Here is an 18,105-nt window from a genome sequence, read left to right on the forward strand (position 1 = left end):
CAGGGCTGGATCAAGCCCCCGCCGGCAGCGCATCCAGCTCCACCACCTCGGGCCGCTTCAGCAGCGCATACAACACCCCGGTCACCACACTGCCGACGACAATTGCCAGCAGGTACAACAACGCGTGGTTGATCGCATTGGGGATCAGCATCACGAACAACCCGCCATGGGGCGCCATGAGCTTGCAGCCGAAAAACATCGACAATGCCCCGGTGATCGCACCGCCGACCACACTCGCCGGAATCACCCGCAACGGGTCTTTCGCCGCGAACGGAATCGCGCCTTCCGAGATGAAGCACAGCCCCAGCACGAACGCCGCCTTGCCTGCTTCGCGCTCGCTTTGGGCGAACTTGCGACGGGCGATGACGCTGGCGATGCCCATGCCAATGGGCGGCACCATGCCGGCGGCCATCGCAGCGGCCATCGGGGCATAACTCTGAGACGCCAGCAGGCCGACCGAAAAGGCGTAGGAGGCCTTGTTGATCGGCCCACCGAGATCGACGCACATCATCGCGCCAAGCAACACCCCCAAGAGGATCGCGTTGGTGGTGCCCATGCTGTCGAGGAACTGAGTCAGCCCTTCGAGCATTCCGGCCACCGGCTTGCCCACCACGTAGATCATCACCAGCCCGGTGAACAGACTGGCCAGCAGCGGGATGATCAGAATCGGCTTGAGTGCCTCGACACTCGCCGGCAGCCTGGCATAGCGATTGATCGCCGCGGCACTGTAGCCGGCCAGGAAACCGGCGATGATGCCGCCGATGAAACCGGCCCCCAGCGTACTGGCGAGCAAGCCGCCGATCATGCCCGGCGCAAGACCCGGGCGGTCAGCGATGGAATAAGCGATGTACCCCGCCAGCAACGGCACCATCAGCTTGAATGCCGCATCACCGCCGATCTGCATCAGTGCCGCTGCGAGGGTGCCCGGCTCCTTGAACGCAGTGATGCCGAACACGAACGACAGCGCGATCAGCAGACCGCCGGCCACGACCATTGGCAGCATGAACGACACGCCCGTGAGCAGGTGTTTGTAGACGCCGGTCTTGTCCTTTTTGGCCGCAGCCTTCGAGCTGCTGAGCGCGGTTTCGACCTCGGCCTCGGCCAGGGCTTTTTTCAGGGTGGCTTCAGACTGTTTGAGGGCAATCCCGGTGCCGCAGCGATAGATGCGTTTACCTGCGAAACGCTCCGTGGCCACTTCGATGTCGGCCGCCAACAGCACCACGTCGGCCTCGGCAATCGCCTGGGCGCTGAGTGGATTGCGCGCGCCGACCGAGCCCTGGGTTTCCACCTGAAGTTCGTAGCCAAGCTTTTTGGCCGCCTGCTGGATCGCTTCGGCGGCCATGAAGGTGTGAGCCACACCGGTCGGGCAGGCCGTGACGGCGACCAGACGCGGCGCGCTGTGGGCACTGGCCACCGGTGCGGGTTCAACCTGCTGTACGGCGCTATAAACCTTTGCCAGTTCGCTGGCCGAATACATAAACCCGTCGACATCCTGCAACGCCCGGGAAGGCGTGGCTTGATACAGGCGCTTGCCGGCAAAGCGATTCAGGTCCAACGGGCCGGTGTTGACCACCAGCACCCAGTCGGCCGCTTCGATATCGGCGCTCGACAGCTGTTTTTCCGGCTGACGCGGATCGTGCACTTCGACAACCGTGCTCCAGCCCTTACGCTGCGCGGCGGCATCGAGCAAGCGGGCGCTGAGGACACTGCTGATCCTGCCGTTCGGGCATGCCGTGACAATGACTAACTTCATCACACTTCCTCTCTTATTTTTCGGTCAGGGCGCGCACGTTGACGCCGCCTTCCAGCCGTTTGAGTTGGGCGGTGTCGCTGATGCCGAAACCGATCTGAGTCACCGCCATGGCCGCGATGGCGGTCGCAGTGCGCAAGATCTGCTCCGGCTTGTGCCCGCAAAGCAGACCATGAACCATACCGGCCAACAGCGAATCCCCGGCGCCCACGGTGCTCGCCACACTGACCTTGGGCGGCAACGCCTGCAGAGCGGTGGCAGAACTGAACCAATGCACGCCTTCCGAGCCTTGGGAAATCACCACATGTTCGATGCCGCGCTGGCGCAAGGCAGCAGCGGCCTGGGCCTGTGCTGCGAGCGAAATGATCGGCGCATCCAGCGCATCGGCCAGCTCTTCGGTGTTGGGCTTGATCAGCCACGGCGAGGCCTCAAGACCTGCGCGCAAGGCTTCGCCGCTGGTGTCCAGCGCCACTTTCAGGCCCATGGCATTGAGGCGCAGCAACAGCGTTTTCAACCATTGTGCGTCCACCCCGCGAGGCAAACTGCCGGCCACCACCACCGCATCGAAGTCTTTGGCAATCTGCTCGACGCGGGCAGCCAGGGCTTGTTGCGCCTGCACGCTGACCTGCGGCCCCGGGCCATTGAGATCGGTGATGCGGCCGCTGCTTTCGGCCAGCTTGATATTGCTGCGCGTCTCGCCCGGCACTCGCACGAATTCATCAACGAAGCCGCGTCGGGCGAACAGCGATTCGAACGGCTGTTGATTGTCGACGCCGAGGAATCCGGCCACCGTCAGCGTGTGCCCAAGATCAGCCAGCACCTGGGCGACGTTAATGCCCTTGCCCGCCGCGTGGGTCAGCATCGCTTCGCTACGGTTGACCTGGCCCACCTGCAACGGCCCCAACTGCACCGTCAGGTCCAGTGCCGGGTTCATGGTCAATGTCAGAATTTTCGCCATTTACAGCCCCTCCACGAGGGCACGTACTTGCGCGGCGCTGCCCACAGCCAGCGCCGCTTGCGCCAGCTGTCTGGCGCCGATCACGTTCAAATCACGCACGCAGGCCTTGACCTCGCCAATACTGCGCGCCGCGACACTCAATTCATCCACGCCCAGGCCCACCAGTACCGGCACCGCCAGCGGATCCGCCGCCAGTTCGCCGCATACCCCGACCCATTTGCCATGGGCATGGGCGGCGCGCACGGTGATGTCGATCAGTTGCAGGACCGCCGGATGCAAGCCGTCGGCCTGGGCCGACAAGGTCGGGTGGCCACGGTCGATGGCCAGGGTGTATTGGGTCAGGTCGTTGGTGCCGACGCTGAAGAAGTCCACCTCCCTGGCCAACACCGGCGCCAGCAATGCCGCCGACGGGACCTCGATCATGATGCCCAGCTGCAGATCGGCCACCGGAATTTCCAGACGCAGGCGCTCGGTCATGTCCCGCGCCTGGCGCCACTCCTCGAGGGTGCCGACCATCGGGAACATGATGCGCAGCGGGCGGTTGTCGGCGGCACGCAGCAAGGCACGCAGCTGACTTTCCATGACATCCGGCCGCTGCAGGGTCAGACGAATGCCACGCACGCCCAGAAACGGGTTCTCTTCTTTGTCGATAGGCCAGTACGGCAAGGGTTTATCGCCGCCGACATCCAGGGTCCGTACCACCAGCGGGCGGCCCTTGAGATCATCCAGGACGCGCCGGTATTCGGCTTCCTGGGTGGCCTCGTCAGGCGCCGAACTGTGCGCCATGAACAGCAACTCGGTGCGCAGCAGACCGATGCCTTCAGCGCCCTGCTCCACCGCCGCCGGAGTCCCTGCGCTGTCGCCGATGTTGGCGAACACTTCGACCACATGGCCATCGGTGGTGATTGCCGGTTCCATGCGTCGTGCAGCGGCGGCCTTGAGGCGTTGCTCGCGGGTATCGCGCTCGAGCAGCGCGCCTTGCAGCGTGAGATCGTCAGGCGCGACGTCCAGACGCCCGCGCTGGCCATCGATCAGCAGCAAGGTGCCGGACTTGATCAGCAGCACCGCGTCACCGGCCCCGACCAGTGCCGGAATGCCCAGCGCCCGGGCAACAATGGCGCTGTGCGCCGTGGCGCCGCCACGGGCAGTGAGAATGCCGGCAACCCGTGCCGGGTCCAGCCGCGCCACATCGGACGGGCCGACCTCATCCATTACCAGAATGTACGGATCTTCCGGCTCGATCAGATCGTCAACGCCGCAAAGCTGCGCCAGCACCCGGCGACCGATATCGCGCAGGTCGGCGGCACGCTCGGCCAGCAGCGCATCCTTGAGCTGCTCCTGCTGCAGGGCAGCGGTTTCGATAACGTTGATCCACGCCGCAGCGGCGCTTTCGCCTTGCCTGAGGCGCAGGGCGACCTCATCCACCAGCTCGGGGTCATCGAGCATCTCCTGGTGGGTGATGAAAATCTCGCGGATAGCCTTGGCCGTACTGCGCTGGATCAGCCGCTCGATGTCTTGCTTCACCTGCGCCAGCGCCGAGTGCAGACGTTGCTGCTCGGCGCCATGGGACTCGCCTTGCAGCGGGTACTCGAACACCGGCAACACGTGCACATGGGCCGGCCCCATGGCGATGCCCGGCGCTGCGGGCACGGCCTGAATCTGCGCACCCGCCACGGGCGCGCTCAGCTGCTTTTTCATCACCGCTGCAAGTGGCGTCGGGGCGGCGTGGGTCGGCAACGGTTCGATTTCTTCGCCCAGTCCTTCCAGCACGGCGGCAACCAGCGCAGGCAATGCGTCGTCGGCCACACCAGGTTCGGCGATGAATTCCAGCACCTGGCCGCGACGCACGCCCAGGCTCAAGAGTTTGCTCAGGCTTTTGACCGAGACCGGATTCTCGGTGCTGTCGACGACGCGCACGCGCACATCGCCTTCGAAACGCTTGGCCAGTTGCGCGAGAATTTTTGCCGGACGCGCATGCAGGCCATGAGCATTGGCCAGCACCACCCGCTCGGACGGCCAGTCAGGCGGCACGTCGCCGCCGAGTGCCTGAAGCACGGCACGGCTGCTGGTGGCCTGGCCCAATTCGTGGCCACGGCCTTCGATCAACAGCGCGCACAACCGTTCGAGCAACGCCTGGTGGGACTCGCCCAGGCTGGCCAGACAAAACAGTCCGGTCAGCGGCTGACCCAGATGGCGCATCGGTTTGTCGGGCGTCACAAAGGCAAGTCCCGGCTTGTTGACCATTTGCTCGCTGTGCAACCACCACAGGCCATCGCCCAGCGGCAGCGGCTCGACCTGTTGCAGCACGGCGGCAAAACCGTTGTTCACACAGTCGGCGCGACGCAACAGTCGTGCACCGCGCCAGACCAGCTCTTCAAAATCATCGACTGAGGCGCCGAGGCTGATCATCTGCGCATCCAGCGCCAGTTCCTGCGGTGCGCCTTGCAGCAACTTGAGCAGCGACTCGGGATCCTTCGCCTGACGCAGCGCTTGACCCAGATCGGTTTCTCCAAGGGCGCGGGTGAGCAACTGCAACAGACGCAAATGCTCGTCGGACCTGGCCGCAATGCCAATGGCCAGATACACCATCTGGCCATCCCCCCAATCGACACCGTCGGGAAACTGCATCAGGCGCACGCCAGTGGCGAATACCTGGTCGCGGGTTTGTGGCGTACCGTGGGGGATCGCGATGCCCTGCCCCAGAAAGGTCGAACCCTGCTGCTCGCGCGCTTGCAGTCCTTGCAGGTAACCGGGGGCTACCAGTCCATCGGTTGCCAGCAGCTGGGCCAGCAGTTGCAGCGCCGCGGGTTTATCCACGGCACGTTGGCCCATGGAAATTTGCTCAACGGTCAGCTCGAGCATGCGTTTCTCCTGTGCAGCGCATGATGGCGCCTGGTTCTTGTTCTAAGACCGGTCATCATGACCGATAGCTTCAATGAAAAACGCCCGGTGCAGGCCAGACGCATTAACGGATTAACGCGATAAACAGGTGTGCTGAATCGTTTAATCTAGATGGGCGGGCACGTTACTCGATAATCTCCACGGATTGAAGCTCATCCGGTCGATTGCTGTCACAACGGTTCTGAATCAACCACTGGACGCCGGTCTGCTGTAATGATGGACATGAATCAGTGAAAATCCTCGGCGCGTTTATTTATTCAGCCGCCCCGATGACTCTCCAATCAGAAAAGGACGTTTGGCTTGAAACTCAGTGATATTGCGCGTCTGGCCGGTGTGTCCGTCACCACCGCCAGCTACGTGATCAACGGCAAGGCCGAGCAGCAGCGCATCAGCAATGCGACGGTCGAGCGTGTTCGTGCAGTGGTCGAGGCTCATGGGTTTCGGCCAAATCCGCAAGCGGCCGGGCTGCGCAGCCGGCACACCCGCACCTTGGGTTTCATTCTGCCGGACCTGGAAAACCCCAGCTATGCGCGCATTGCCAAGCAGCTTGAACAAGGCGCCCGGGCGCGAGGCTACCAGCTGCTGATCGCCAGCTCCGATGATGACCCGATCAGCGAGCTGCAATTGCTCCAGCTGTTTCGCGCCCGGCGCTGCGATGCCCTGTTTGTCGCCAGCTGCCTGCCCGCCAGCGACGACAGTTATCGCACACTGCAACAGCAAGGCACTCCCGTCATCGCTATTGACCGCGAGATGGACCCGGCGCATTTCTGCTCGGTGGTCAGTGATGACCACGATGCCAGCCAGCAATTGACCCGCAGCCTGCTGGAAACAAAACCTGCACACATCGCCCTGATTGGCGCTCGCCCGGAGCTGAGCGTCAGTAAGGCGCGTGCCAGCGGATTCGAAGACGCGCTGGGCGACTTCAAAGGGTCGGTCATTATCGAGCATGGCGAGTCTTTCAGCCGCGAATGTGGCTTGCAGATCGCCGGCCAGATGCTCGACCGTCTGGGCTACTTTCCCGATGCCCTGATCACCACCTCCTACGTGTTGCTGCAAGGCGTGTTCGACCTTCTGCAAAAGCGCGGCCTGAATCCTGACCAGTTGCACCTGGGCACCTTCGGCGATACCCAGTTGCTGGACTTCCTGCCACTGCCGGTCAACGCCATGGCCCAACAACATCAGCTGATCGCCGAGAAAGCGCTGGCCCTGGCACTGTCGGCGATCGAGCAGGATCAGTATCAACCCGGCGTGCATGCCATCGTGCGCACCTTCAAACAGCGCATTCACGAGGCCTGAGGGTGAAGCTGACAGACACCCACACACACCTGGATTTCGAGGACTTCGATGCCGATCGCCAGGCCGTGCTCAACCACTGTCAACAGCTGGGTGTCGAGCGCATGGTGGTGTTGGGGGTGTACCAGCGCAATCTGCAGCGGGTGTGGGATCTGGCCTTGAGCGAGCCTTCGGTGTACGCCGCACTGGGTCTGCATCCGATCTACCTTGACGAGCATCTGCCTGAACACCTTCAGCAATTGCGCGATCTGCTGGCGACGCTGGCGGGCCATCCCAAACTCTGTGCCGTGGGCGAAATCGGGCTCGACTACTACGTTGAATCGCTGGACCGGCAACGGCAACAGAACGTCTTCAACGCGCAACTGCAGATGGCGGCCGACTTCAACCTGCCGGTGCTGCTTCACGTGCGTCGCAGCCACGCCGACACCATCGCCACCCTCAAGCGCTTCAGGCTCAAGCGCAGCGGCATCATCCATGCCTTTGCCGGCAGCGCCGAAGAAGCCCGGGAATACATCAAGCTCGGCTTCAAGCTGGGCCTGGGCGGCGCCGCCACATGGCCGCAAGCCCTGCGCATGCATCGGGTCATTGCCCGGTTGCCGCTCGACAGTGTGGTACTGGAAACCGATTCACCGGACATGGCGCCTGCCATGTTCCCCGGCCAACGCAACAGCCCGGAGCACCTGCCGCACATCTGCTCGGCACTGGCTGCCTTGATGAAAATACCTGCCGAGCAATTGGCCCACGCCAGCACCGAGAATGCAAATGCGCTGTTCGGCTGGCGCTGAACACCGCCTCGCTTGATTTCACTTTGTAAGAAGAAATTTCAAACCGCCATTGTGGTCTCTTGCTTATCTCCCTGAAAAGCTAAGGACACCGGCAATGAAATTCTCGAAGTTTGCACAGGCCTTGTCGAAATGGTCCGGCAGCCCCCGGACCTTTCTCGTCGCAGTGGTGCTGATTTGTATCTGGGCAACCACCGGGCCGATGTTTCATTACAACGACACTTGGCAGCTGATCATCAACACTTCCACCACCATCATCACCTTTCTGATGGTGTTCCTGATTCAAAACACCCAGAACCGCGACACCGATCAGTTGCACATCAAGATCGATGAGTTGTTGCGGGTCACCAAGGACGCGCAGAACGCCGTGTTGAGCCTGGACAATCTCGATCAGAAAGAACTGCACGAGCTGCGCAAGAAATACCGGGCGATGGGCGAACAGCAAGCGCTGGACCACACCCAGCCATTTCCCGAATGTGAAGCCGACAAAGACCTCCTGGCCTCGAAGCAGTCTGCCGACCATTGATCAACATCGAAGGAACTACACGGCCTTGTGCTCTTCATAATTGATGAAACCGGCGCACGTCAGCGCAATTTGAATTGAACCGGGAGACTGAAAATGCCCACTCAAAACAAAGACAAATACACCACCGAACAGAAGCACAAAGCCGCGCATATCGAGGACAGCTACGAGTCAAAAGGGGTCTCCAAAGGCGAGGCAGGAGCTCGCGCCTGGGCTACTGTGAACAAGCAGTCCGGAGGGGGCGAGAAAAAAGGCGGCTCAGGCAGCAAAAAGTCCGCCAGCGCCAAGTCCCACGACCGCAAGGATTCGGCCAGACGCGCCGTCTCGGCCAAGCACGGTGCGCCGCGCAACACCGGGCAATCGCTGGATGAGCAGACCAAGGTTGATCTGTTGCAGCGGGCCCGCGGGCTGAATATCTCTGGCCGCTCGACCATGACCAAGGCGGAGCTGATCACCGCCATTCGCAAGGCGGCTTGATGCAGACCGCAGGCTGCTGGTATCGAAAACACAGCTGTAGCAGCACCGTTTGCCGGCGGTAGCGGACTGAAGATCGCTACTCCTGGTAGCACGGCTTGTCGGCGGTGGCGGCCTGAAGATCGCGACTCCCGGCAAGCCGGACGGCTACAAGGGCCCCTTCAACGCCTCAGGGAGTTCGCCTATGAGCGGATCACGCAGTACTGCAAAGTCGGAAGTTGTCCTGCTGGCCACCCACAAGAAACTGGCAACTCACGAAACCGTGGTTCAGCAGGCGTTAGGGGGACGCATTGCCAAGCTACTCGGCGCCACCTTCGCCGGCGCCTATGACCCCGCATTGCACAAGGGCCACGCCCTTTACTACATCCCATCGGACACCTTGATCGGCAAACAGCAAGGCGAAGCCCTGGACATTGGTAGCGTCGATGACTTTTTCGGCGGACTGATCGACCATCCATTCATGGCCACCAAGGCCATTTCCCATCCCTTGATCAAAGACGCCACCTCTCGGCCAGCGGGCTGGTCCGAACGTTTTTTCGAGGACGCTGCCGACGCTGTGCTCAGCGGTTTCAGCGTGTTCAACGAAGCTGACGCCAAGCGCGCCGGCCGGCAGTTGCTCAAGGACGGTCCAGTGCGGGTCAAGCCGGTGCTGGCCACGGCCGGTCGCGGGCAACGGGTGGTCACCAGCGAGTCTGCGCTGGACCAGGCCATCGCTGCACAGGACATGGCTCAGGTCGAGCAATGGGGCCTGGTGCTGGAAGAAGATCTGCGTGACGTCATCACCTACAGCGTCGGCCAGGTGCACGTGGCCGGGATCATGGTCAGCTACCATGGCACTCAGAGCCTGACCCAGGACAACAACGGCGAGACGGTTTACGGCGGCTCACAGCTTTGGCTGGTGCGCGGCGGCTATGATCAACTGCTTGAGCTGGATCTGGAAGACGATGTACGCCGCTCAGTGACCCAGGCCATGAACTACGAGAAGGCCGCGCTCGATTGCTTCCCGGATTTCCTTGCCTCGCGGCGCAACTACGATATTGCCCACGGCACCAATTCGCGAGGTCAGGTGTGTTCCGGGGTTCTGGAGCAGTCCTGGCGTATCGGCGGCGCGAGCCCTGCGGAGGTCGAGGCGTTGGTGGCATTTGCCGCCGATCCGAAGCTGCAACGCATCGGCGCGTCCAGCCACGAGATTTATGGCCCCACCACCCTGCCCCCGCACGCTCATGTTCTGTACGAAGGCGACGATCCTGAAGTCGGCCTAATCAGCAAATTCACACAGGTCCAGCCTTATGACTGTACGCAGTGAAACCATCGACATTAATGTCAACGATCAATACATTTCCGGGACCATTCTCACCCCGGGGGCGAGGATGCCTGGCATCCTTTTCGTCCACGGCTGGGGGGGCAGCCAGCAGCGCGATCTGGCGCGCGCCAAGAACATCACCGGCCTGGGCTGCGTGTGCCTTACCTTCGACCTGCGTGGCCACGAACGCACCCATGAAATGCGCGCCTCGGTCTCCCGCGAACACAGCATGGAAGACTTGCTCGCCGCCTACGACAGGCTGGCCAGCCATCCTGCCGTGGATAACAACGCCATCGCGATCATCGGCAGCAGCTACGGCGGCTATCTGGCGACCATCCTCAGCGGCATGCGCCCGGTGCGCTGGCTGGCCTTGCGTGTGCCAGCGCTGTATTGGGACGCCGACTGGGACATGCCCAAGCAGGCACTGGACCGCGACAAACTTGCGCACTATCGGCGTTCGGCCGTGACGGCAGCGGACAACCGTGCGCTCGCCGCCTGCAAGGAGTTCAAGGGCGACGTGTTGCTGGTGGAGTCCGAGCAGGATGATTACGTGCCGCATGCCACGCTGATGAGCTACCGCACCGCATTCGACCTTGCGCATTCGCTGACCTACCGACTATTGGACGGCGCTGATCACGGGCTCAGCAGTGACACCAGCCAGCACGCCTACACCACGTTGTTGACCAGCTGGATCAGCGAAATGGTCATAGACTCACGGCTTGTGGACTACCCCCATCACTCGGCTGCGTACTCGTAATCGCCTGCCTTGTGAAAACAGAGCCAGCGACCTGCGCAGTCCCTTGCAGAAGCCGGCTCCCACAGGCCTGCGGCCAGAATCAAAAGCATGCCGCGCATCAGAAATCGATCGCTTCTGCCCGCAGGGCGTAGGAGCAAGCTTGCTCGCGATCTGGCGCGAAGCGGCAGTAAACCCTGTGAACGGCATGCACCTGATCCACCGCGCCGTCGGATTTACCGCCGGTGCCCGGCAGCTCGCGGGGCACGCGCGCTGCTACGGGTCGGCTCGAGGCTGTTGCAGCCCGATCAGGTAATCGGGGCGGGGTTGAACAGGGTGATGTCGTTGTGCAAGCGATAGTGCTCGGTCCAGGTCTTCTTCTTGCCGCTGGCGACATCCAGATAAAAGTGGAACAGCTCCCAACCCAAGTCTTCGATGCTGGCACGACCGGTCGCGATGCGGCCGGCATCGATGTCGATCAAATCCGGCCAGCGCTGGGCCAGTTCGGTTCGGGTCGACACCTTGACCACCGGTGACATCGCCAGACCATAGGGCGTGCCGCGGCCGGTGGTGAACACATGCAGGTTCATCCCGGCCGCCAATTGCAGCGTGCCGCAGACGAAATCGCTGGCCGGAGTAGCGCAGAAGATCAGCCCTTTACGGCTCACCCGCTCGCCGGGGCCAAGCACGCCATTGATGGCGCTGTTGCCGGATTTGACGATCGATCCCAGGGACTTCTCGACAATATTCGACAGCCCGCCCTTCTTGTTGCCCGGCGTGGTATTGGCGCTGCGATCCGCCTCGCCCTTGGCCAGGTAACGGTCGTACCAGTCCATCTCGCGCACCAGCTCCTCGGCCACTTGCGTGGTTTCGGCGCGGGAGGTCAGCAAGTAGATGGCGTCACGCACTTCGGTCACTTCAGAAAACATCACCGTCGCACCGGCGCGCAACAGCAGGTCCGAGGCATACCCCAGCGCCGGGTTGGCGGTGATGCCGGAAAACGCATCGCTGCCGCCGCACTGCATGCCCAGAATCAACTCGGACGCCGGCACGGTTTCGCGCCGACGCTGGTCAAGTTTCTTCAGACGGGTTTCGGCAAGGGCCATGATCTGCTCGATCATTTCGTTGAAGCCGTGACTGGAGTCCTGCAGCCGATACAGCCAGGGCTCGCTCAGGTCCACCGAACTGTCGTCCTCGTGCATCACCTGGCCGGCCTGGAGTTTTTCGCAGCCCAGACTGATGACCAAGGCTTCGCCACCCAGATTCGGGTTACGCGCCAGATTGCGCACGGTGCGGATCGGGATGTACGCATCCTTGGCGGTGATCGCCACGCCGCAGCCATAGCTGTGGGTGATCGCCACCACATCATCGACGTTCGGGTATTTGGGCAGCAGCTCCTCGCGGATGCGTTTGACCGCAAAATCCAGCACGCCGGTGACGCATTGCACCGTGGTGGTGATCCCCAGAATATTGCGCGTGCCGACGGTGCCGTCAGCGTTGCGATAACCTTCGAAGGTAAAGCCTTCCAGCGGCTCGCCCTTGCCCGGCACGTCGGTGGACAGCGGCAAACTGTCCAGCGGCGGCGCGCTCGGCATGCGCAATTGATCTTCCTTGACCCAACTGCCCCGGGCGATCGGCTGCAGGGCATAACCGATGGTCTGCCCGTAGCGGATCACCGCCCCACCTTCGGGGATGTCCACCGTATTGACCTTGTGGCTCTGCGGCACGTTATCGATGGTCACCAGACCGTTGTCGAATTCTGTCCCCGCCGGTACGCCCTGGTCATTGACCACGACGACGACGTTATCGCGCTCATGCAAGCGGATATAACGCGGCGAGTCGGCATGTTGGATCAAGTTCATCACGGTTTTCCTCAGATTTTCACATGAGCTCAGGTTCGGGCTTGAGGGACTTCGCCGACTTCGCCCGCCTGCACATCACCCTGCGTCGGGGTGTCTTTCAATTCCACACGTTTGATCTCACCCACGATGAACACGTAGCTGATCACCGCCACCAGCGCGTTGGCGCCGACGAACACCAGGGCCCATTTGAACGAGCCGGTGGAGCTGATGATGTACCCGATCACGATCGGAGTGGTAATCGAGGCGATGTTGCCGAACATGTTGAACAGCCCGCCACTCAAACCGGCGATCTGTTTCGGCGACGCGTCGGACATCACCGCCCAACCCAATGCGCCCACGCCCTTGCCGAAGAAGGCCAGCGCCATGAAGCCCACCACCACCCATTCGACGTCTACATAATTGCAGGTGACGATAGAGGTCGACAGCAGCAAACCACCGATGATCGGCGCCTTGCGCGCGAAGGTCAGCGACTTGCCGCGACGCAGCAGGTAGTCGGAAATGATTCCGCCCAGTACGCCACCGATGAAGCCACAGATGGCCGGCAAGGAGGCGATGAAACCGGCCTTGAGGATGGTCATGCCGCGCTCCTGGACCAGATACACCGGGAACCAGGTCAGGAAGAAATAAGTGATGGCGTTGATGCAGTACTGCGCCAGATAGATGCCGAGCATCATGCGGTTGGTCAGTAACTGGCGAACATAGTCCCATTTCGGGCCGCCGCTTTTGCCTTTGCCCTGATCCTGGTCCATATCGATCATGCCGCCGTTGTTGGCGATGTGATCGAGTTCGGCCTGGTTGATTTTCGGGTGGTTGCGCGGGCTGTGGATGACTTTCAGCCAGATCAGCGAAAACACCACGCCAACGCCGCCCATGACCACGAACACGTGCTGCCAGCCGAAGGTGTAGACGATCCAGCCCATGATCGGGGCGAACAGTACGGTGGCAAAGTATTGCGCGGAGTTGAAGATCGCCGAGGCAGTGCCACGCTCGGAAGTCGGGAACCAGGCCGCGACGATGCGCGCGTTGCCAGGGAAGGACGGGGCTTCTGCCAGACCGACCAGGAAGCGCAGCATGAACAGCGCAACGATCGCGGTGGAGAGACCGAATTCACCGACATAGCCTTGCAGCACGGTGAACAGCGACCAGGTAAAGATGCTCAGGGCGTAAATCTTCTTGGAGCCGAAGCGATCGAGCAGCCAGCCGCCCGGGATCTGACCGGCGACGTAGGCCCAGCCAAAGGCGGAGAAGATATAACCGAGGGTGACGGCGTCGATGCCGAGGCTTTTCTGCAGGCTGGAGCCCGCGATGGCGATGGTGGCACGGTCGGCATAGTTGATCGTGGTCACCAGAAACAGCATGAGCAGGATCAAATAGCGGACGTGAGTCGGCTTGGTATTTTGCATGTTCGAAAACTCCCACTAATTATTTTTTTGCGCGGGTTAAACGATCTTTTATATGTGTGTGCTGCTCGCCTCTGCCCCTAAATTCAGATGCGATTGAAGCGGTGCTCTCAAGGTGTAGCCACTAGGGTGAAACTCACGCATCGGCGACCTTGCCGACGCGAAACATTAAAAACTCAAGACTGCATGAGCGATGCTGAAAAACCGCTTGTCCCGACGGCAAAAAACCGCTGATCGCTCAGCGGTTTTGCGAAAGGTCGGCTGTTATTGCTGACCCTGCTTGTCCATCAGTGCAGCGAGCATTTCGAACTCTTCTTTGGTCAGGTCGGTCAGCGGAGCGCGAACGGGACCTGCGTCGTAACCGGCGATTTTTGCGCCTGCCTTGACGATGCTTACCGCGTAGCCGGCTTTGCGGTTACGGATGTCCAGGTACGGCAGGAAGAAATCGTCGATCAGCTTGCCAACGGTCTGGTGATCGTCCTTGGCAATGGCGTGGTAGAAGTCCATCGCAAGCTTGGGCACGAAGTTGAACACCGCCGAGGAGTAAACCGGCACGCCCAGCGCCTTGTAGGCTGCGGCATAGACTTCAGCGGTTGGCAGACCACCCAGGTAGGAGAAACGATCGCCCATGCGGCGACGGATCGACACCATCAGCTCGATGTCGCCCAGACCATCCTTGTAGCCGATCAGGTTCGGGCAACGCTCGGCCAGTTGCTCGAGCAGCGCTGGCGTGAGGCGGCAGACGTTACGGTTGTAGACCACAACACCGATCTTGACCGACTTGCACACCGCTTCAACGTGGAGGGCAACGCCGTCCTGGCTGGCTTCGGTCAGGTAGTGAGGCAGCAGCAGCAGGCCTTTGGCACCCAGACGCTCGGCTTCCTGAGCCATCTCGATGGCTTGACGGGTAGGACCACCGACGCCAGCCAGAATCGGCACGGAATTTTCGCAGGTGTCGACCGCAGTCTTGATGACTTCGGAGTATTCGCTACCAGTCAGGGAGAAGAACTCACCTGTACCGCCGGCTGCGAACAGTGCAGAGGCGCCGTAAGGGGCCAGCCACTCCAGACGTTTGATGTAGCCAGCGCGGTGGAAGTCGCCTTGGGCATTAAAATCGGTTACCGGGAAGGACAGCAGACCGTGAGAGAGGATGGACTTCAGTTCTTGTGGATTCATTATTCGAACACCCTGGGGAGCAATTTTTGTGGATGAAGCACCAGTCCTGCGCTGATGTCGTATGTCATCGTACAACTAGGAATGAGAGGACTCAATAGGGGGGTGGAATTATTTATGTCGGGAAGGGATGAGCGGTGATTCGGTGGGATTTTGCAGGCCTTGTAGCAGTCCGGCTTGCCGGCGGTGACGTCCTTGCGAGCGCTACCGCCGGCAAGCCGGACTGCTACAGGTATTCGTTTTGCTGAGCTTTGGGTTCAGATCAGACAACCTCAAGCCCGCTGCGATTCTGCCTCTTCATGGGCATGGCGCAACCGCTCGCGGCTGTTGGTCAGGTGCAGACGCATCGCCGCACGGGCGGCATCGGAATCCTGGCGGGCGATGGCCTCGTAGATTTCTTCATGCTCGCGGCTCAGCCGGCCCATGTAGTGCTGCTGATCGTCGTGAGCGATGCGGGCGGAATTCAATCGGGTCCGGGGAATGATGCTGGTGCCCAGGTGATTCATGATGTCGGTGAAATAACGGTTGCCGGTGGACAGCGCAATCGCCATGTGGAACTGGAAGTCGGCGCCCACCGCGTCGCTGGCGTGGGACGCGCTTTCATTGAGTGCATCGAGCGCGGCGCGCATGTCGGCCAGTTGTTCTGGCGAGCGGCGCACCGCCGCCAGACCTGCAGACTCGACTTCGAGGCTGATGCGCAGCTCCAGAATGGCCAGCACATCACGCAGGGTGACGATCGTCGCCGGATCGACCCGAAAACCACTGGGGCTCGGCGTGTCGAGGACGAAAGTACCGATGCCGTGGCGGGTTTCCACCAGACCCGAGGCCTGCAAACGCGAAATGGCCTCGCGCACAACCGTGCGGCTGACGCCCTGCTCTTCCATGATTGCCGACTCGGTCGGCAATTTATCGCCGCGCTTGAGCTGGCCGCTGCGAATGCGCTCGGAGAGTTCGGTTACCAATTCCTGCGCAAGGCTGCGGTGCTTTCTGCGGGCGCGAGGCGGAGCACTCTGATTTTCCATATCCAACATGCATCTCTAAATACGGTGAAAGGCTAATCATAGCTCACCAGGTTGTACGATCACATAACAAACCCGGCGAGTTCGTAGGTATTTGCGGCGTTTTGTCGCCTACATCACCGTTTGCGCCTGCGGTTGCTCCAGCAGTTGCCCGCCTTCGATACGCAAGTGACGACGATGAAAGCGTTTGAGACTGCTGCGATGACCAATGCTGAGCAGCGTCACCCCCGGCAACTCGTCAAGCAGGGCCTGATAGAGCGCCGCTTCGTCCTCTTCGTCCATTGCCGAGGTGGCTTCATCGAGGTACAGCCAGTCCGGCGCGAACAGCAGCGCGCGGGCAAAAGCCACGCGTTGCTGCTCACCCGGCGAAAGCATGCGTTGCCAATGATTAGCTTCTTCAAGCCGCGAAACCAGATGGCCCAGCCGGCAGGTTTCCAGCACCTGGGCAAAGCGCTCGGCCGGATAGACTTCCGGCGCTTGTGGATAACTCAGCGCCTCGCGCAGCGTGCCGATGGGTAGATAGGGCTTCTGCGGCAGGAAGAACGCCCGTTTGGCTGGCAGTTTCACCGCGCCATGGCCTTCGTTCCACAAGCCGCCCATGGCCCGTAACAGGGTACTTTTGCCACTGCCGGAGCGGCCGCTGAGCATGACCTTTTCGCCCGCTGCAATGTCGATGTTGGCGTTGTTGAGCAACTGACGACCGCCCACCAGCGACAAGTCCAGACCTTGCAGATGCAGCGCGTTGCTGTCGTGGCTGACCTTGATGGCCGGCACCCGCGCTTCGTTTTCGTCCATGGCCTGGCGGAAGCTGAGCAGACGGTCGCAGGTTGCGCGCCAGGAGGCCAACTGCGTATACGCATCGATGAACCAGCTGAAGTTCTCCTGCACGTTGCCGAACGCCGAGTTGATCTGCATCAGCTCGCCCAGTTCGATCTTGCCGGCAAAGTAGCGCGGCGCCGCGACGACGAAGGCAAAGACGATGGCGATCTGCGAATAGCCTGCGGTGAAGAACGTCAGGCGTTTCTGCACCTTCATGATGGTCCAGAAGTTGCTCCAGACCATGCCAAAGCGCGCGCTCAGGCGCTGATTCTCGTTGGCCTCGCCGTCAGACAAGGCGATGCTCTCGGCATTCTCGCGAACCCGCACCAACGAGAAACGCATGTCGGCTTCATAGCGCTGTTGCTGGTTGCTGAGCACGATCAGGCGTTTGCCGATCAGGTGGGTCAGCCAGCTGCCAACGGCGGCATACAGCAAGGCGGCCCAGAACATGTAGCCGGGGATGGTGATGCCGAACAGTTCGATGCTGCCGGACACGCCCCACAGGATCACCGAGAACGACACCAGACTGACGACCGTGCGCAGTAGGCCAAGGCTCAGGCTCAAGGTATCGGAGGTGAAGTTGTTGAGGTCTTCGGACAAACGCTGGTCAGGGTTATCGGTGTAACCGCCCTGCTCCAGCCGGTAGTAATTCTTGCTGCTCAACCATTTGGCAAAATGCTTTTCGGTCAGCCAGCGACGCCAGCGAATGGTCAGCATTTGTGTCAGGTAAAGGCGATACACCGCGCCCAGAATGGCGATGGCGGCGATGCCGCAGAAATACAGGATCAGGTGCGTGAAGGCGCCCAGATCCTTGTTCTGCAGGGCATTGTAGAAATCCCGGTACCAGCTGTTGACCAATACGGAGATGAACACGCTGAACAGCGACAGCGCGATCACGGCAATCAGCAGGACCCAGGCCATGCCCTTTTCTTCACTGCGCCAGTACGGCGTAACCAGTTTCCAGACCCGGGAGAAGAAGCTTCCGGTCACAGCGTCATTGACCCTGGATTCATCGACATCAAAATTCATGGTGGAGGCTCAGCGGCAGGCAATTAGTGGCGTTGGCACCAATGTGCCAGACGCCACGCGAGGTCTTCCATGAAGAAATGTTTATG

At 61.2% G+C, this 18,105-nt stretch carries 14 protein-coding genes; 6 read left to right on the forward strand and 8 right to left on the reverse strand.

Annotation, left to right across the window (positions count from 1 at the left end):
- Positions 1 to 10: 10 nt before the first annotated feature.
- Genes ACI2KS_RS03185 through ptsP form a run of 3 tightly spaced genes read right to left on the reverse strand, consistent with a single transcriptional unit; the run spans position 11 to position 5,570 of the window.
- Entirely contained in the window at positions 11 to 1,753 is a 1,743-nt protein-coding gene (locus ACI2KS_RS03185) for a PTS fructose-like transporter subunit IIB (protein ID WP_404617083.1), read from the reverse strand.
- Positions 1,754 to 1,766: 13 nt separating this feature from the next.
- Positions 1,767 to 2,708 carry a 1-phosphofructokinase gene (gene pfkB, locus ACI2KS_RS03190; protein WP_404617085.1) on the reverse strand — a complete coding sequence of 314 codons (942 nt, stop codon included), beginning with the start codon at positions 2,706 to 2,708 and terminating at the stop codon, positions 1,767 to 1,769.
- Positions 2,709 to 5,570, reverse strand: a complete 2,862-nt coding sequence (gene ptsP / locus ACI2KS_RS03195) for a phosphoenolpyruvate--protein phosphotransferase (protein WP_404617087.1) — start codon at positions 5,568 to 5,570, stop codon at positions 2,709 to 2,711.
- 339 nt (positions 5,571 to 5,909) lie between these two features.
- Here ptsP and cra point away from each other — a divergent pair, with 339 nt between their 5' ends.
- The 6 genes from cra (at position 5,910) to ACI2KS_RS03225 (ending at position 10,741) form a co-directional block, all read left to right on the forward strand.
- Positions 5,910 to 6,905 (forward strand): catabolite repressor/activator, encoded by a 996-nt coding sequence (gene cra / locus ACI2KS_RS03200; protein WP_404617089.1) that lies wholly within the window; start codon positions 5,910 to 5,912, stop codon positions 6,903 to 6,905.
- Entirely contained in the window at positions 6,902 to 7,687 is a 786-nt protein-coding gene (locus ACI2KS_RS03205) for a TatD family hydrolase (RefSeq protein WP_404617267.1), read from the forward strand. The genes cra and ACI2KS_RS03205 overlap by 4 nt, the downstream gene beginning before the upstream one ends.
- Positions 7,688 to 7,781: 94 nt before the next feature.
- Positions 7,782 to 8,210 carry a low affinity iron permease family protein gene (locus ACI2KS_RS03210; protein ID WP_404617091.1) on the forward strand — a complete coding sequence of 143 codons (429 nt, stop codon included), beginning with the start codon at positions 7,782 to 7,784 and terminating at the stop codon, positions 8,208 to 8,210.
- A 93-nt stretch (positions 8,211 to 8,303) separates the two neighbouring features.
- On the forward strand, positions 8,304 to 8,684 hold the full coding sequence (locus ACI2KS_RS03215) for a Rho termination factor N-terminal domain-containing protein (RefSeq protein WP_404617093.1): 381 nt from the start codon (positions 8,304 to 8,306) through the stop codon (positions 8,682 to 8,684).
- A gap of 181 nt (positions 8,685 to 8,865) precedes the next feature.
- The gene (locus tag ACI2KS_RS03220; protein WP_404617095.1) at positions 8,866 to 9,987 is read left to right on the forward strand and encodes a DUF3182 family protein; all 1,122 of its coding nucleotides are present in this window, start codon (positions 8,866 to 8,868) and stop codon (positions 9,985 to 9,987) included.
- Positions 9,971 to 10,741, forward strand: coding sequence for an alpha/beta hydrolase family protein (locus ACI2KS_RS03225; protein WP_404617097.1), 771 nt, complete (start codon positions 9,971 to 9,973; stop codon positions 10,739 to 10,741). Before ACI2KS_RS03220 ends, ACI2KS_RS03225 begins: the two co-directional genes overlap by 17 nt.
- Positions 10,742 to 11,025: 284 nt before the next feature.
- Here the strand turns inward: ACI2KS_RS03225 and garD are convergent, their stop codons facing one another.
- The 5 genes from garD to ACI2KS_RS03250 all read right to left on the reverse strand — a co-directional run bounded on the left by garD (position 11,026) and on the right by ACI2KS_RS03250 (position 18,019).
- Positions 11,026 to 12,579, reverse strand: coding sequence for a galactarate dehydratase (gene garD, locus ACI2KS_RS03230; protein WP_404617099.1), 1,554 nt, complete (start codon positions 12,577 to 12,579; stop codon positions 11,026 to 11,028).
- 29 nt (positions 12,580 to 12,608) lie between these two features.
- On the reverse strand, positions 12,609 to 13,982 hold the full coding sequence (locus ACI2KS_RS03235; protein ID WP_404617101.1) for an MFS transporter: 1,374 nt from the start codon (positions 13,980 to 13,982) through the stop codon (positions 12,609 to 12,611).
- A gap of 261 nt (positions 13,983 to 14,243) precedes the next feature.
- Complete coding sequence (kdgD, locus tag ACI2KS_RS03240; RefSeq protein WP_404617103.1) at positions 14,244 to 15,155, reverse strand: 5-dehydro-4-deoxyglucarate dehydratase; 912 nt, start codon at positions 15,153 to 15,155, stop codon at positions 14,244 to 14,246.
- A 269-nt stretch (positions 15,156 to 15,424) separates the two neighbouring features.
- Complete coding sequence (locus tag ACI2KS_RS03245; RefSeq protein ID WP_404617269.1) at positions 15,425 to 16,174, reverse strand: FadR/GntR family transcriptional regulator; 750 nt, start codon at positions 16,172 to 16,174, stop codon at positions 15,425 to 15,427.
- 108 nt (positions 16,175 to 16,282) lie between these two features.
- Entirely contained in the window at positions 16,283 to 18,019 is a 1,737-nt protein-coding gene (locus ACI2KS_RS03250) for an ABC transporter ATP-binding protein/permease (protein WP_404617105.1), read from the reverse strand.
- Between the last annotated feature and the right edge of the window lie 86 nt (positions 18,020 to 18,105).

The sequence above is a fragment of the Pseudomonas sp. NPDC087358 genome (assembly GCF_044900785.1).
Classification (GTDB): domain Bacteria; phylum Pseudomonadota; class Gammaproteobacteria; order Pseudomonadales; family Pseudomonadaceae; genus Aquipseudomonas.

Excerpts from the sequence above, each read along its gene's own strand:
- ACI2KS_RS03185 (WP_404617083.1), bottom strand. The coding sequence starts at position 1,753 with ATGAAGTTAGTCATTGTCACGGCATGCCCGAACGGCAGGATCAGCAGT.
- pfkB (WP_404617085.1), bottom strand. The coding sequence starts at position 2,708 with ATGGCGAAAATTCTGACATTGACCATGAACCCGGCACTGGACCTGACG.
- ptsP (WP_404617087.1), bottom strand. The coding sequence starts at position 5,570 with ATGCTCGAGCTGACCGTTGAGCAAATTTCCATGGGCCAACGTGCCGTG.
- ACI2KS_RS03210 (WP_404617091.1), top strand. The coding sequence starts at position 7,782 with ATGAAATTCTCGAAGTTTGCACAGGCCTTGTCGAAATGGTCCGGCAGC.
- ACI2KS_RS03215 (WP_404617093.1), top strand. The coding sequence starts at position 8,304 with ATGCCCACTCAAAACAAAGACAAATACACCACCGAACAGAAGCACAAA.
- ACI2KS_RS03220 (WP_404617095.1), top strand. The coding sequence starts at position 8,866 with ATGAGCGGATCACGCAGTACTGCAAAGTCGGAAGTTGTCCTGCTGGCC.
- ACI2KS_RS03225 (WP_404617097.1), top strand. The coding sequence starts at position 9,971 with ATGACTGTACGCAGTGAAACCATCGACATTAATGTCAACGATCAATAC.
- garD (WP_404617099.1), bottom strand. The coding sequence starts at position 12,579 with ATGAACTTGATCCAACATGCCGACTCGCCGCGTTATATCCGCTTGCAT.
- ACI2KS_RS03235 (WP_404617101.1), bottom strand. The coding sequence starts at position 13,982 with ATGCAAAATACCAAGCCGACTCACGTCCGCTATTTGATCCTGCTCATG.
- kdgD (WP_404617103.1), bottom strand. The coding sequence starts at position 15,155 with ATGAATCCACAAGAACTGAAGTCCATCCTCTCTCACGGTCTGCTGTCC.
- ACI2KS_RS03245 (WP_404617269.1), bottom strand. The coding sequence starts at position 16,174 with ATGGAAAATCAGAGTGCTCCGCCTCGCGCCCGCAGAAAGCACCGCAGC.
- ACI2KS_RS03250 (WP_404617105.1), bottom strand. The coding sequence starts at position 18,019 with ATGAATTTTGATGTCGATGAATCCAGGGTCAATGACGCTGTGACCGGA.